The sequence below is a fragment of the Deinococcus peraridilitoris DSM 19664 genome (genome assembly GCF_000317835.1).
Lineage (GTDB): Bacteria > Deinococcota > Deinococci > Deinococcales > Deinococcaceae > Deinococcus_A > Deinococcus_A peraridilitoris.
Map to the genome: position 1 here is coordinate 2,432,387 of NC_019793.1, position 14,859 is coordinate 2,447,245.

Sequence of the window (14,859 nt, forward strand, 5' to 3'; positions counted from 1 at the left end):
TCATGGCGCGTGCACAAACAGTGCCCAAGGAGCGCAAGACCAAGCAACGCGGCAATGGGCAAGGGACCGTGCGCCAGGTAGGGAAAAAGTGGCGCTGGGAAATTACGCTCGGTTTCCGTGCGGACGGCACGCGCATTTCACGCTCTGGCTACGCCTCCACTAAGAAGGAAGCCGAGGACGCCAGGAATGCGATGCTGACGGACTACAAGCGCGGTTTGATCGGCGCGAGCGATGATGTGACGGTGGCCGAATACGCGGCCCGCTGGCTGAAACGCCAGCACGACGTAAAGCCCAAGACGCAAAAGCGAGCGGGTGAGCTGCTGGCCTACGCGCTCGAACACATCGGCAAGAAGCGTTTGCGCGATGTGCGACCCCAGCACCTGAAAGACCTGATGGCGACTCTCGCGGCCCGTGAGATGAAGCGAGGCGGCACGATGGCGCCCCGCACCCTCCTGCACATCCGCGCCAAGCTGCGCTCGATGTTCCGCGAAGCTGTAAGCGATCAGATCATTTACGTGAACCCAATGGACAGCGTGAAGCGGAGCAAGCTCACGGCCCCAATCTCAGCCGGTGAAGTCTTCGACGAAGAGCAGATGCAGCGCTTCGCGGCAATCGGTTGGGCGCTTGAAGAAGTCGGAATATGCCGCCTGTTTCCGGCCCTGTTTATGGCCGTTTCCCTGGGCTTGCGGCGCGAAGAAGTGGCGGGCTTGCTGTGGAAGCATGTGGACTTGGAGCGTGGCATTCTCAGCGTGCGCGAGGTTCGCACGGGTGGCGTGAAGGGCACCGTGACAGGCGAGCCTAAAACCCTGGCTTCGCGGCGTGACATTCCAATGCCTCAAAGCCTTGTGCGGGTTTTGAAGGAGCTGCAATCCAAGCAGGAGCGCGAGCGTAAGGCGGCGGGAGCTGCCTGGGAAAATTCGGGCTACGTGATTGCAGGCGAGTTAGGTGGCCCGGTAGCGCCAGACAACCTGAACCGCACCATGAAGCGCGTGATTGAGTGGAGCGACCCAGACAGGTTCGAAGAGAAGGCCCGGCACCTTGCAATCAGCACGTCCCCAGAAGCCCTTGCCAGGTTACGCGCAGAGGTTCTGGCAGGTGGAAAGGGACAGAAGCTTCCCAGCCGCTCTCCTCACGACTTGCGGCATACATACGCAACGCTGGCCCTTAAGCGAGGAGTGCCGGTGGAAGTCGTCAGCAAAATCCTGGGGCACGCGAGCGTGAGTATTACCCTCGACACTTACCGCCACGTCTTCGAGAACGAGAAGCGGGCGCATGTGGTGGACCTCTTTGAAACGATGCCACCAAGGCGAGAGCCTGAAGCGGTTGCGGCCCTCAACTGAAGGCCCTTTATACAGGTTGGAGGAGAGGTTCTATGACCAGAACGATTCGGCAGCACTTCGTTCCACGAGCCTACTTGAGAAACTTTGCCTCGACTTCTCCCAATTCAGGCGTGGAGCGGGCATGGACCCTCATCACACGTAATGCTCGAATTGTCGAGGTTCCCCTTCATAGTGTCGCTAGTCGAGCCCTGTTCTATGACCTAGGGCCAGACGATCATGAGCAAGTTCTCGAAAAGTATTTTTCTCAGGAAGTCGAAGGGGACTTAGCCGCACTTCTGAGAGAAGTTGTAGCCCATTTCAGATTAGGCAATGAGCTCGACCCTAAGCATAAAAGACGGTTGGCCGAGCATATGGCTATGCAGTACCTTCGCACTTCTACGTTCCGTGAAGCGTTGAGGGGCAACCTCGAACGCTTGGGCGAAGTACTTGGCCGCTTGGCTCATCACGTTGTAGAGGGCGCACCGCCCGACCTTCAGCTCGTCCCAAATGTAGAAGCGCGAACCCACCTCCTGCTCGGCTTGACAGATGACCTAATAGCTACTATTGCAGAAATTCTGTATAGACATGCTTGGCGTATCAGCCAAGCGCCTGAAGGTAGATCGTTTATGACGAACGACGCACCGGTGATGTTGCTGGGTCAACCCCTCGCACCATGGATGGGTGTTGGTTTCACCACATATGACGCGCAGGTGCTGTTTCCGATCAGCCCAGAATTTCTCCTGCATACCACGGACTTCATAAGCTTCCACGAAAAGGGGCATGAGGGAGAAAATGCCGTGCTCGCCGTTCCCCCAGAGCTGGTGGATCACTATAACTTCATAATTGCAGGGATGGCATCTGAGCAAGCAATTGGGAGGACACGTGCTGAAGTCGAGAGTGCATTGGAACGGCTCAGAGCCGAAGCAGCGAAGCTCCATGTGCAGTTCCCCAAAGAGGGATAAGCGCACGCGCTAACTTGGTTGAGCCCTCTTACTGATCTATTACGCCACTACTACGCCAAAGCACCTCACCTTGCCTCGTAGCGCAGGAGAGTAAAGAAGAAGAACCGCGTCTAGGACGCGGTTCTTTCTTGGCTGGGGCACATGGATTCGAACCATGATCGACGCTTCCAAAGAGCGTTGTCCTGCCGTTAGACGATGCCCCACCGCTTGCTTCGCCCTTCACCCTCAGCGCAGGACTGCTCAGGGCAGGGGAAGTATAGCGGCTCTCATGGAGACGGTCAAGGCAGTGGCAGCGGCATTCCGAAGCGGCTTCAAAGAGAATTTCCAGCGCCCTCAGGGCACGATGCGTGTCCCGGCTTCTCCGGTGGCGGCGCGTGTCAGCACACCGGGGGCCATGCCCGACGCGATCGTCGCGAAGGGTGCTCCGCGCGAAAGTGCCTCCAGGGCGGCTTGCACCTTGGGAATCATGCCTCCTGCGATCCAGCCTTCGTCGATGCCCAGGCGTACTTCCTGCGCCCCGAGCATGTGGACCAGGCTGTCGGGATCCGGGTACGCCCGGTACACTCCGTCCACATCGGTCAGGAAGACGATGCCTTCTTCCAGGGCGCCTGCTACGGCGCCCGCCGCCCAGTCGGCATTCACGTTGAGTGGTTCTCCCTGAACGTCGACGGCCACGCACCCCACCACCGGAGTGAGCCCGACTCCCAGCAAGGTACGCAAGAGGGCAGCGTTCACTTCGGTCACGCGTCCCACCCGGCCGAAGGTGGCCAGGCCTGCCCCGTCGAGCAGCAACTCCCCGACGAGCAGGGCGGCGTCGCGGCCCATCAGCCCGAGCGCCTGCCCGATGTCGGCACTGAGTTCCTTGTTGAGTTTGGCGAGCGCCATCTCCACGACGTGCATCGCTTCCGGGGACGTGACGCGCAGACCTTGGCGAAATTCACTGGGCACCCCGCGTGCGCTCAATTCCGCTTCGATCACGGGCCCGCCACCGTGCACCACCACGACCGGCAGGTGGGCGCGCAGCGCAGCGATTTCCCGGGCGACAACGCGGCGCAGCTCAAGGGATTTCATGGCGTTTCCGCCGTATTTCACGATCATGGAATTCAGCTTAGAGCTCAGGCAGCACCGGACGTCTACAAGCGGGCCAGGAACGCAAAACGTGTGGCGCAGGGCAGGCGCAAGGCCAGGCAGGTGGCTCGGGCGCTCAGGCTGGCAGTTTGGTCTGCCGGAGGCTCATGGGAGAGGTCGACCCGCCGATCTCCTTGGCGTACCACTCCATCACGGGGCGCGCATCGATGGCAAAACTGAAGCCGTGCCGTTCCCAGAATCGTGCCGCACGGGCGTTGTTGCCCAGTACGCTGGCCAGCAGGCGCCGGGTTCCGGCAGGCAGACGCTCTTCCAGGTGACCCAGGGCCAGCGAACCGTACCGGCGGTTTTGTGCCGGACCGGCAATCATCAGCAGGTTGATGGTGATGTCCCCGCGCGCCGGGTAGTGCAGTTTGTAATCGAGACAGCCGATAGCACGCTCACCGTCGAAGAGCAGTTCCAATCGGCGCCTGGGATCACGCAACGCGAACTCCACTTCGCGTTGCACTTCGAGCAAGGTGGGAATGGGGGTTCCGAGCATCTCAAAATACTGTGGGGTATCGAGGTACAGCTGGTGCATCAAGGGCGCGTCGTGCAGGGTTGTTTCCTGAACTTTGAGTACCCGTTCCTCCAGCACTGTGTTCCTCCTGATTCGTTTTTGTAATGGCCACGCTCCTGGCCTGACGGACCGCCCGGTGTGGGGCGATGGCGCAAGCGCAGGGCGAGACCCTCGTGAATACGTTGACATGTGTTGGATTCAGTGTACTGCCTGGAAAGCCTGGAATGAGAAAGAGCACCTTTCGAATTGGCTGGGACTTTCTTGGCGTATAAATGACCAACGCCTTTCAGTCTGGGACATCTGCCTGATGCTGTCAGCAGGGGCCCTGCCCGAAAGCATGCAGGCGCTCAATCTGCCTGGAACGGTTCCTTCAGAGAAGTGCTCTGTAGCCAGTCTGCTCCCGGAAAGTCACCGGCATTTTGCTAGAGTGACGCCATGCAGGGGTTTTACGCGCGCCAATTGGCCACAGGGGGGCTGATCCTCGCGCCTATGGCCGGTTACAGCGATGCGCCCTTCCGCGCTGTGGCGCGCGAACTGGGGGCCGCCTGGACGGTCAGCGAGATGATGAGCGCCCGTGGTGTCGTGAACGGTGACGCGACCCTGGACCTCGGCCGACCCTTGCCCGGTGAGCGTGACCGCGTCATTCAGCTGTTCGGCGCGGACAGCGAACTGCTCGCCGAAGCGAGTGCACGCCTTTATCAGCTTTTTTGCCCCGAGGCCATCGATTTGAACCTGGGATGCCCGGTGCCCAAAGTCCGTGGAAGGGGCGGAAGTTGCCTGCTGCAGACTCCCGAGCGGGCGTATGGGCTGGTGTCGGCCATGCGCGCAGCGGTTCCGTGCGACATCAGTGCCAAGATGCGCCTGGGGTGGGACATTGACCGGTCGGTCGAGATCGCGCAGGGTCTGGCAGAGGCCGGGGCAGACCTGATCGCCGTGCATGGCCGCACGGCCGCGCAACGCTATGAGGGGCAGGCGGACTGGAACGCGATCGCGCAGGTGGCTGCCAGTGTGCCGGTGCCGGTGGTGGGGTCCGGGGATGTCACGAGCGTAGAGCAGGCACAGGAGAAACGCCGTCTTGGCGTGGCGGGCGTCATGGTGGGCCGCGGCGCCACCGGGAATCCGTGGATCTTTCGTCAGGCACGTGGCGGGACGGCTCCAGGCGAAGACGAGCGTGTCGAGGTGGCCTTGCGGCATGCGGCACTGAACATAGCCTTTTACGGGGAGCGGACAGGACTGCGACAGCTGCGCAAGGTGCTGCCCCGCTATTTTCCGGCGCGGCCTGAATGGCGTGATTCGTTGGTCCGCGTGGACACCCTGGCCGGGTTGCGTCAGGTGCTGGGGTGCGTGGACGTGGCTGCCTGACCGGTGAGGTCCGAGCGGGCATCAACACGGTCAAGGAGTGTCGCGGACCGAAGTGCGGGCGGGGAGGCCTATGGAAGTTGTCACGCTGCTGGTGGTGCTGTGGGTGGTGGCGCCCCTGTGGGCGCTGATCTCAGCCCTGAACACGCAACGCCGGATCGGTGAGCTCGAACGGGAAGTGCGCCAACTGCGGTTGCGGCGGGTGCGGCCCGAAGCCGGCGCCTCGTTGCCGGATCCCGCTGAGCCTGCTCCCACGACAAAAGAAACGCTGAGCGGCAGTGCGGGCGAGCTCACCCAGATTCCCGCAGAGTTCGCTGTAGGAAGTCACGGTCCGTTCGAACCCGCTGTCACCACCGAAACTGTCAAAAAGGCTGATTTCGGCCTCGGACGTTGGCTGACCGGTTTTTTCAGTGGCCCAAGCGCTTTTGCGCGACTCGGTGCCGTCGTCTTGCTGGTGGGCGTAGGTCTTGGCCTCAAGTACGCCGCAGACCTCGGGCTGCTGGGTTTGCCGTTGCGCTTGTGGGGTGTGGTGGCCCTGGGAGGAGCGCTGTTGGTAGTGGGCTGGCGCCTCAGGAAAGTGCGCGCAGCGTACGCCGCCGCGCTGATGGGCACCGCGTTTGGCGTGTGGTACCTCACGGTGTTCGCGTCACTGCATTTTTACGGGTTGCTTTCAACGGGTCGGGCGTTTGCATTGCTGGCGTTGCTGGGTGGGCTGCTGGCCGCCCTGGCCACCGTGCAGCGCTCGCAGGTGCTGGCCGTGCTGGGCACGCTGGGCGGTTTTCTGGCGCCGCTGCTTACCTCTGCCTCCAGCGCGTCCGGTCAGGCCAACGGTGTACAGCTCTTTGCCTATTACGCCCTGCTCAACGTGCTGGCCCTGCCACTGGGCGTGCGTTTCGGCTGGGAAGGACTGCCGCTGCTGGGCTTTGCTGCGACCTTTGGCCTAGCTACCGTGTGGGGTGTCCTGGCATACCGCCCGGACAGCTTCGCGGTCGCTGAGCCATTTTTGTTGCTGTTCTTTTTGATGTACGCCCTGTTGCCGCTCGCGCGGGCGCGCTTCGGCGAGACCGGCCCCAGGGGCACGGCGGTGGCGCTTCTCTTTGCGACCCCGGTGGTCTTCCTGAGCTTGCAGGCGGCGCTGACGGGAGGAGCACGCGAAGTCATGGCGCTCTCCTGCCTGGGCCTCAGCGCGTTCTACACCTTGCTGGCGACGCGCACCGCAAGCTGGCGCATTGCCCACGCGGCCATTGCGGTCGGTGCCCTGACGCTGGGGTTACCGTTTGCGCTGGGCGTCAACCTTACCCCGGCTGCCTGGGCGCTGGAGGGCGCGGCCCTGGCGTGGTACGCCGCGCGCAAGCGGTCCCGTGCCTGGTCGATCTGGAGTGCTGTGGTGCAAGCGGGCGCGGGCCTGGCAGTGCTGTGGAAGGCCCTCGGTGAGGGTCCGCCGATTGCGCTGGAAGGTTGGGGCCTGGCCGCATTGCTGGCGATGGCCGCGCTGCTCAGCGCCCGCTTTGTGCAATCCGTATGGCCACCTCTCGCGCGGGCATTCGCGGGCGCAGGCATGGTGTGGTGGCTTCTGGGCGGTGCCTACGGTCTGTTTCTTGAACACGCCGGGCGTCCGGCCCTGGCGCTGCTGGTGGTGTATGTGGCGCTCAGCGCCGTCGTCCTCTGCGTCCTGGGGGCCCGGTGGAGCCTTTCGGCGCTGCGTGCAGCCGCGTACCTGCCTTTACCGGTGGCGATCGTCGCCCAGCTGGCCTGGCTGGGTACGTCACCCCTGACGGATTTGGGGTGGCTGTCTGTGCCGGTTGCAGTGGCTGCGCAGCTGACCGTGCTGGAATGGCGTGCGCTGGCCTTTCCGGCGCGTTTTCGCGTGCTCTTTCACGCATTAGCCTTCTGGTTTGTCCTGCTGATCCTGGCGTGGAGTGCGGCGTCCGCCTGGGGCGGCGTGTGGGCCCTGTGTGCCTGGGGGGCAGTACCGGCTCTGGGCGTCGCGTTGATCGTGACGGAGGGGCGGCGGGTGCCCTGGATTCGGCGGGACTTCGCAGCCTTCGTGCGTCTGGGAGTGTTGCCCGTGCTGGGATCGATTCTGGTGTGGTTCTGGCTGGCCAGTGGGCACAGTGGACGCATGGGGTCCTGGCCTGTGCCGCTGCTGAACCCGCTCGACCTGGCCCTGGCCGGCAGCTGGTACGTGGCCTGGCGTGTCCTGACACGCAGCGGCACGCGACGTACACCAGGACTGTCAGAAGCGCTGGAACCCGTTTGGTCGGCGCAGCGGCCGCACACTTTCGCGTGGCTGCTCAGCGTGAGCGCCCTGCTCGGCCTGAGCACCGCCGCCTTGCGGGGCGTCCATTTTCTGGGCGGGGTGCCGTGGGAAGCGGCGGCGCTGCTTGGCTCGGGTGCGGTACAGACCACCCTGAGTCTCGTCTGGACCGGGCTGGGCATGGGCGCCATGTGGTGGGCACGGCGGGCTGGCCAGTCCGACGAGCGAAGCGCACGTGGCGTTTGGCTGGTCGGGGCCGTTCTGCTGGTGGCCGTGACCGTCAAGCTGTTCCTGGTCGATCTTGCCGGGTCATCCGCGCTCGCGCGCATCGTCAGTTTCGTTTCGGTGGGGGCACTGCTGTTGCTGATCGGCTACCTCTCACCCGCGCCTCCTCGGGACCGCACGTCCCGCTGAGTCCTGCCGCTTTCATTGCGGATCGGACGCTTCGCTCCAGAGGCCGGTTGTGCGGCAGATATACGGTTCCTGCTTCCTGTGGCGCAGTGAAACCCATAGAACAACTCAAAGTAATTGGGACGTTCTTCGTTTGCCGGGCAGACTACCTGGATGGTGTCATGAGTTTCAGACCATCAGTTGATGAAGCCCAGGCGGGAATTACATCAATCCTCTCGCCATGACTTGAGCGTAGCCTGAGGTATGAACGGATTCTCCAGCTGGAAGCCGAGTCCGAGCAAGAAAGAGCAGTTCAAACCTGCCAGCGCTGCAGAACATCGCCTGGAGGGCAAGACACCTGCAGGACCGATGCGTTTCTTTGCACCTGGGGGTGTGCCTCACCAGGACCGACTGACACGCCCGAAAGGCAATGAAATTCAGTCGTCCCGGCGTGTCGTGTTGGTCTGGCGGGCGACGCCGGATCGTCTGGATGACCACGACGATCTTTCGGGCGTGCTCGTTCCAGCTGGACCGAAACCCCGTCCGGGCGGTGCCGAAGCCGATTTCAAGCTGGTCGAAGCCTGAGAAGCGGCGTAAACTCATACACGACTGACCGGGACAAACGCGCGGCCTGAACGCGTTAGAGCTGAGCTGCCAGACGTGAAATCCGGTTGAGCCCGGCGCTCATCTGCTCCAGAATCGTCAGGACGTCGAGATGCACGCTGCTCGACCGTTGCGAATCCGGATTCTGCGCCAGCCGTTCAAGGTGCCTCAGGCGCTGCTGACCCAGGTGGACCGAAAAGGCCGCGTCCTCGTGTGCGTCCGATTGTCGCAGGGCCAGCGCGGTGAACGTCCGGTGCATGCGCTCGGCGAGTTCACCGGCCACCAGCGCGAGGGCCTGGCCACCGGCATCCGAGAAGCGTCCACCGTGCCGTTCGAGCTTCAGGGGTTGCCGCGCGAGGCGCTTGCTGAGGTCAGCCAGGGCTTCGAGCTCACTCGCAATGCCCAGCAGGGCGGACAACTGGCCTGAGTCCACCCTGCCGCTGAGTTGCCCCAGATACAGTACCACCGCGTGTACAAGCTCGTCGACCCTGTTTTCCTGGCGAATGATTTCCGCGCGCTGTACCCCGTTCGCCTGATCGTTGCGCAGGGTGACGGTGCCTGCTGCGAGCAGGTACATGCGCTGCACGGCCTCGGCGACGCGCACCGTCTCGCGGAAGGCCAGGCCGTAGGCCAGCGTGGGATCGTTCAGGGCGTCCGGCGTCAGGTAGCGCGGACCTTCCTCGCTGGGCGGCGTGGGCAGCACGCGCCGCAACAGACGGGACAGCAGCGAACCGAAGGGCAGCGCGACGAGCAGCACCATCACGTTGAACAGGGTGTGCGCATTGGCGATCAACCGGCTGGGTTCGCTCTCCAGACTGGCGAGCAGCCTCGTGAACGGATCGATCACGGCGATCACCACCAACGCGCCGAGGACCTTGAGCCCCAAGTGCCCGTACGCCACCCGCCGCCCCTCGACGCTGCCTGACCGGCTGACCAGCGCCGCCGTGAGGGTGGTGCCGACGTTGGCGCCCACCACGATCGCCACACCCTGGGCGGGTGTCAGCAGATCACCCACGACAAAAGCCAGGGCCAGGGTCGCGGCGGCGTTGCTGCTCTGCACCAGCACGGCCAGCGCGAAACCCAGCAGCCCTCCCACCAGCGAACTTGCTGCCAGTGCCGAGAGCACCTGGCCGAACAGTGCGTTTTGTGCCAGCGGCTCGAGCGAAGCGAGCAGGGTTTCCAACCCCAGAAACAACAATCCCAACCCCAGCGATACCCGGCCCAGACGACCACCCAGCAGGCGCGGCCAGCTGAGCAGCAAGCCCAAGGCCAGCAGCGGCATGGTGAGCCGCCCGACGTGGAGCGACAGCAGCTGCACCGTGAAGGTTCCGCCCACCCCGGCTCCCAGCGCCACCGCGAGCGCGCGGGTCAGGCTCAACACGCCGGCGTCTACGAAGTTCACGGTCAGCACGGTGATGAGGGTCGCCGACTGTGCGAGCGCGGTGACCAGGGTGCCGACCAGAGCCGCGCCCACGTTTGACCGTGTAGCGCTGGCGAGCAGGCGCCGCATGCCGGTGCCCAGCAGCGCCTGTAAGTTCTCTCCGGCCAGGCGCACCCCGAACAAAAAGAGCGCCAGTCCGCCGAGCAGCAGCAGCATAGAACGTGGTTATATCACGTTGCCGCTGCGCTTCAGAAAGTCCACTCGCCGCCGCGCATGACGCTTTCGCGCGCGCCGTCTGCCGTGACGCCGTCCACGTCCACCTCTGCCGAGCCGATCATCCAGTCCACGTGAATCAGGCTGTCGTTGGCGCCCGCAGCACCCATCGCGCCCTGGCCACCCTCCACGTTAAAGGCGTAAGCGTGTCCCAGTGCGATGTGCGACGCGGCGTTCTCGTCAAAGAGGGTGTTGTAGAAGAGCAGGCCCGTGCGTGCCACGGGCGCGGACGCCGCGACCAGGGCCACCTCGCCCAGGCGCCGGGCACCCTCGTCGGTGTCGAGCAGGGAGTGCAAGGTTGCTTCACCGCTGTTCGCACGGGCCTCGACCACCTGCCCGTCCTGAAAGCGCACCTCGATGCCGTCGATCAGGGTGCCGCGTACGCTGAGGGGTTTGGTGGCGCGCACGGTGCCGTTCACGCGTTCCCGGTGCGGCGCGGTAAAGACCTCGTCGGTGGGCAGGTTCGGCACGCCAGGAATGCCGTTCTGCGCGGGCCAGGCGCCTCCCACCCAGACGTGTGGGTTCGCGAGCCCCACCGTGAGGTCGGTGCCGGGACCACGAAAGTGCAGCGCCTCGTAACGGCGCTGATTCAGGTACTCGCGCCGATGGGCCAGCGCCTCGGTGTGGGCTCGCCACGCCCCAACCGGGTCAGGCCGGTCGGCCCGCGTGACCGTGAAGATGGCGTCCCACAGGCGCGCGATGGCCTCTTCTTCGCTGAGGTCCGGAAAGACCTTGCGCGCCCACGAGGGCACGGGCATCGCGCCGATGCTCCAGTTCACCGCGAACGAGCCCATGTGTTCGGCGACCGGCCTGTTGGCCTGCGCGAGCGCCTTGGAGCGCCGCGCGATGCGCTCACCGTCCAGTCCCGAAAGCAGGTCGGGATCATTGCCGGCAATGGACAGAAAAGCGTACCCATCACTTATTTTGTGCAGGGTTTCCTGGACCTGCCATTCAGGTGCGTATTCGAGCGCTTCCTCAGGTGCCGTCTCGAAAAGGATCCGCGTCAGCTGTGGATCGTCATAACGTACGCTGACTGCCCGCGCGCCGGCCTCGTAGGCTTTGCGCACGATCAGGCGAGCGAGCGGCGCGGCTTCCAGTGGGGTGTTCAGCTGCAGCTTGCCGCCCGCCTGCAAATTGACGCCGATTCGCACCAGCAGGTCAGCGTAGCGTTCGAGTTTCTCCTGAAAAGACAGCATGCTGCACCATACCCTACAAGGCCCACCCTCCGGCTCGCTGTCCGCACCCTGCCGGGCCATCGCCGCATGACCGCGGCACAACCGGCGCGAGTCCTCGCAACCTTTGCTGTGGTCGTGTCGTATCTACAGATATGTTGAACGTACTCTCCATCGTCGCGGGCGTGGTCGCCGGCCTCTTCCTGCTGCTCGGCATCCTGCCCTTTTTTGGCTGGCTGAACTGGATTCTGACAGTTCCGACCGCGCTGCTCGGGCTGGTCCTGGGCCTGATCGGCCGTGGTCGGGCCGGAACGGTGCTGAACGTGGTGGTGCTGCTGCTGGCCGGATTGCGCCTGATGCTCGGCGGCGGCATTTTCTGACCGGAGGGTTCGTGGAGCCTCAGAGGGCAGATCGGCGTGCATTCGCCGATCTGCCCTTCTTTCTCTTCAATCCAGCGGCCGTTCCTGGTAAAGATCGACGAATTTGCACAACATCCTGAGCCCGGTCGCCAGGCTGTCCGGAGCGACCCATTCATCTTCGCGGTGCGCGTTGCCACCACGGTACACGCCCAGCGCCAGTGCGGGAATGTGATGAGGAGCGGCGGCGTTGGCGTCGGTGCTGCTGGCCGCAGTGCGCAGTTCCACGCCCACGCTCTCGGCAGCGCGGCGGGCCAGTTTCAGGAGGGCCTCGCTGGACAGGTCACCGCCAGGACGGTCGCCTACCTGCTCCAGGGTCACCTGCACGCCAGCCGTGCGGGCCGCACCTTCAATGGCGGACCGGGCGCGTTCCTGAAGGGTTTCCAGCGCGTAGGGATCGAGAGAGCGCAAATCGAGCAGCAACTGCGCGCTCGCGGCAATCGAGTTGATGCTGTTGCCGCCGCGCGCTTCTCCGACGTTGAGGGTGGTACGTGGACTGTGCGGCAAGGGCAGGCTGTAAAGCGCCGTGATAGCCAGCCCCAGCGCATGCAGGGCGCTCGGGCCCTTGTCACCCCACGAGTGCCCGCCGGGACCGCTGAAGGTCGCCCGGAAACGGCGCACGCCGACAGCCTTCGTGACGGCCAGCCCCAGGTAACCGTCGACGGCCACGAAAGCACCGATGCGTTCGGCATGCTGCGCGAGCAGATGTTTGGCGCCTCGCAGATCGCCCAGACCTTCCTCGGCAACGTTGGCGACCAGCCACAGCGGGCGGCGCAGACGCTCAAGCTGCAGATCGCGCAGGAAGGCGGTCAGTACCGCCAGGCTGGCACTGTTGTCGCCCAGGCCGGGACCGCTCAGCCGTCCGCGTGTTTCGTGAACGGTCAGGTCAGTGTCCCCGGCAAACACGGTGTCGAGGTGTGACGCGAGTACCAGGGCCTTGCCTTCCGGAGGGCCCAGGCGCAGCACGACGTTGCCGACCTCATCCTGCTCCGGCTCGTGCCCCAGCGCGCGCCATAACCGGCTCATCAGCGCCGCCCGTTCACCCTCATGAAAAGTCGGGGCGGGAGTCTGGGCGATACGAACGAGGTAATCGAGCGGCACCCGGTCAGTGTATAGGAGCAGCGCGACTTTCAGCTATGACGCCGCTTCACTAAGTCAAGGAATGACAACGGACATGACCCTGGCGTATTCCACCTTGAGGCAATTGGCCAGAATGTAGTACTGGACGACACGCAGCCTGGATTTCTCACACGAGGAGTGCATTCGGGTCAGGGCGCTGGTCCGGGAATTTACCGATGATATCGGTGCGGAGGAAAGTACCGAGAAGACATGGTGGCAGATGATCTCGAACGAATTGAGTATGAACTCAAGCGGCTCGAGGTAACGCAGGCATCCGCTTGAAGCGTGATCTGCTGCGATGGGCGTCGTCAAACGGTCAAGCTTGTTCTGGCTTGCCAGGGAACGTTGCCGTCATGTCATACCGTTGCCTTGCTGCCTTGCCCTCGCTCACGCACACCACGGTCAGACTACCTAGGGAGTGACCGCCACCTGGTGCGGAACTCGCTATGCCTTTTGCCTTGGGCTGCTGTAAATCTGGCGCCCTCAGGACATGAAAAAGGGAAGCCGCTTGGCTTCCCTTGATGGTGCAGGTTGTCGGAGTTGCACCGACCTACGCTTGGTCCTGCTCGTGCGCCCGTCTTTTAATCCAAAGTCGTCCGGTGTGGTCAGCCATTGCCCATCTGGGCAAATATCCATGACACCCTTCAACTTGTCGAGGTGGACGCCTCCCTAATTCAACGCCACTTCGCATGCATTGCGGCGTCGTGCCTTGAACATCTTTTGCGCAGGGCCAAGAAAAGAGTATAAAGAGATTTGAGCGGCGCAACGCGATCAGTGTTACATTCTGGGACAACCCCACACCAGGCCTCCTGAGCCATCTTGCGTTAGCCTGAAGCATGACCATTGCCGAGAGTCTCGTCACGTTGCACGACATCGAGCAGGCCCGTGAGCGGCTGCACGGTCTTGTCGCCCGCTCACCGCTGGTGGTCTTTCCCGGGGCCGACCTGACACTGAAAGCCGAGAATCTGCAGGTCACGGGCGCCTTCAAGCTGCGCGGCGCCTTCAATGCCATCCTGAGCCTTTCGGATGAGGAGCGTGCTCGGGGCGTGGTGGCGCACTCGAGCGGCAATCACGCACAGGCCGTGGCGTACGCGGCGCGGCAGCTGGGGGTACACGCGGTGATCGTGATGCCCGAAAATGCGCCGGGCATCAAGCTGGAACGCACCCGCTCCTACGGCGCGGAGGTGGTGATCGTGGGCAAGGCCAGCCGCGAACGACTCGAAAAGACGCGTGAACTGCAGGAAGCGCGCGGCCTGACGCCCGTACCGCCCTATGACGACCGCAACATCATCGCTGGAACCGGCACAGTCGCCCTGGAAATTCTGGAGGACCTTCCAGAGGTACAGACCGTGCTGGTCCCCGTGAGTGGGGGAGGCCTGCTGGCCGGAGTGGCCACTGCCATCAAGCTTTCCCGGCCTGAGGTGCGCGTGATCGGCGTCGAGCCCGAGCTGGCCGCCGACACCCAGGCGAGCTTCCGCGCCGGGGCCGTAGTGGAGTGGGACGCCGCGCAGGTCAGCCGGACCCTGGCAGACGGTTTGCGGGTGCAGCGCGTCGGTACGCTCAACTGGCCGCACATTCAGGCTTATGTCGACGATGTCGTGACGGTCAGCGAGGACGAGATTCGCGCCGCCATGCGCCGCACGATGCTCGAAGCGCGTCTGGTAGCCGAACCCAGCGGCGCCGTGACCATCGCGGCTGGGCTCTTCCGGCGTGGCGAACTGCCCCAGGGACCCACCGTGGCCATCCTGAGCGGGGGCACGGTCGAGGCGTCGCTGCTCGCCTCGGTTCTCGCGGAAGATTGAGAAATACCGCAGCCGCCCATACCTGCTGGAAGCGATCTGCCAGATCGCGAGCGGCCTCCCTGAGGCGCGCCTCTCCATCTACGAGTGCGGACGCATCCAGGGAGACTTGATCCGAACCGTTGAAGGCGGGATTCGGTACTTTATGCCCCTCATCGCACGGC

Annotated in this window: 12 protein-coding genes and 1 tRNA gene; 7 read left to right on the top strand and 6 right to left on the bottom strand. The window is 63.9% G+C overall.

Annotated elements, in window-relative coordinates; genetic code table 11:
* Window positions 1-2 precede the first annotated feature (2 nt).
* Both DEIPE_RS11850 and DEIPE_RS23160 read left to right on the top strand, forming a co-directional pair.
* Window positions 3-1,340 (top strand): tyrosine-type recombinase/integrase, encoded by a 1,338-nt coding sequence (locus DEIPE_RS11850; protein WP_015236205.1) that lies wholly within the window; start codon window positions 3-5, stop codon window positions 1,338-1,340.
* Window positions 1,341-1,372: 32 nt separating this feature from the next.
* Window positions 1,373-2,281 carry a DUF4238 domain-containing protein gene (locus tag DEIPE_RS23160; protein ID WP_015236206.1) on the top strand — a complete coding sequence of 303 codons (909 nt, stop codon included), beginning with the start codon at window positions 1,373-1,375 and terminating at the stop codon, window positions 2,279-2,281.
* Between the two features lie 129 nt (window positions 2,282-2,410).
* Here the strand turns inward: DEIPE_RS23160 and DEIPE_RS11865 are convergent.
* The 3 genes from DEIPE_RS11865 to DEIPE_RS11875 all read right to left on the bottom strand — a co-directional run bounded on the left by DEIPE_RS11865 (window position 2,411) and on the right by DEIPE_RS11875 (window position 4,004).
* Window positions 2,411-2,484: transfer RNA gene (locus DEIPE_RS11865), tRNA-Gln, on the bottom strand.
* A 130-nt stretch (window positions 2,485-2,614) separates the two neighbouring features.
* On the bottom strand, window positions 2,615-3,379 hold the full coding sequence (argB, locus tag DEIPE_RS11870; RefSeq protein ID WP_015236207.1) for an acetylglutamate kinase: 765 nt from the start codon (window positions 3,377-3,379) through the stop codon (window positions 2,615-2,617).
* A gap of 106 nt (window positions 3,380-3,485) precedes the next feature.
* Window positions 3,486-4,004, bottom strand: coding sequence for a GNAT family N-acetyltransferase (locus DEIPE_RS11875; RefSeq protein ID WP_015236208.1), 519 nt, complete (start codon window positions 4,002-4,004; stop codon window positions 3,486-3,488).
* A 357-nt stretch (window positions 4,005-4,361) separates the two neighbouring features.
* Here DEIPE_RS11875 and DEIPE_RS11880 point away from each other — a divergent pair, with 357 nt between their 5' ends.
* The 3 genes from DEIPE_RS11880 (at window position 4,362) to DEIPE_RS11890 (ending at window position 8,517) form a co-directional block, all read left to right on the top strand.
* The gene (locus tag DEIPE_RS11880) at window positions 4,362-5,288 is read left to right on the top strand and encodes a tRNA dihydrouridine synthase (RefSeq protein WP_015236209.1); all 927 of its coding nucleotides are present in this window, start codon (window positions 4,362-4,364) and stop codon (window positions 5,286-5,288) included.
* Between the two features lie 70 nt (window positions 5,289-5,358).
* Window positions 5,359-7,956 carry a DUF2339 domain-containing protein gene (locus tag DEIPE_RS11885; protein ID WP_015236210.1) on the top strand — a complete coding sequence of 866 codons (2,598 nt, stop codon included), beginning with the start codon at window positions 5,359-5,361 and terminating at the stop codon, window positions 7,954-7,956.
* Window positions 7,957-8,196: 240 nt separating this feature from the next.
* Entirely contained in the window at window positions 8,197-8,517 is a 321-nt protein-coding gene (locus tag DEIPE_RS11890; RefSeq protein WP_041230875.1) for a hypothetical protein, read from the top strand.
* 55 nt (window positions 8,518-8,572) lie between these two features.
* Here the strand turns inward: DEIPE_RS11890 and DEIPE_RS11895 are convergent, their stop codons facing one another.
* Window positions 8,573-10,132 carry a Na/Pi cotransporter family protein gene (locus tag DEIPE_RS11895; RefSeq protein ID WP_015236211.1) on the bottom strand — a complete coding sequence of 520 codons (1,560 nt, stop codon included), beginning with the start codon at window positions 10,130-10,132 and terminating at the stop codon, window positions 8,573-8,575.
* A 32-nt stretch (window positions 10,133-10,164) separates the two neighbouring features.
* Window positions 10,165-11,385 (bottom strand): aminopeptidase, encoded by a 1,221-nt coding sequence (locus DEIPE_RS11900; RefSeq protein WP_015236212.1) that lies wholly within the window; start codon window positions 11,383-11,385, stop codon window positions 10,165-10,167.
* Between the two features lie 131 nt (window positions 11,386-11,516).
* Here DEIPE_RS11900 and DEIPE_RS11905 point away from each other — a divergent pair, with 131 nt between their 5' ends.
* The gene (locus DEIPE_RS11905) at window positions 11,517-11,741 is read left to right on the top strand and encodes a hypothetical protein (protein ID WP_015236213.1); all 225 of its coding nucleotides are present in this window, start codon (window positions 11,517-11,519) and stop codon (window positions 11,739-11,741) included.
* Between the two features lie 66 nt (window positions 11,742-11,807).
* On the opposite strand, the gene DEIPE_RS11910 is transcribed toward DEIPE_RS11905, so the two are convergent.
* The gene (locus DEIPE_RS11910; RefSeq protein ID WP_015236214.1) at window positions 11,808-12,878 is read right to left on the bottom strand and encodes a M20/M25/M40 family metallo-hydrolase; all 1,071 of its coding nucleotides are present in this window, start codon (window positions 12,876-12,878) and stop codon (window positions 11,808-11,810) included.
* Between the two features lie 854 nt (window positions 12,879-13,732).
* Between DEIPE_RS11910 and DEIPE_RS11915 the strand changes: the two genes are divergently transcribed.
* Window positions 13,733-14,698 carry a threonine ammonia-lyase gene (locus DEIPE_RS11915; RefSeq protein WP_015236215.1) on the top strand — a complete coding sequence of 322 codons (966 nt, stop codon included), beginning with the start codon at window positions 13,733-13,735 and terminating at the stop codon, window positions 14,696-14,698.
* Window positions 14,699-14,859: the final 161 nt, after the last annotated feature.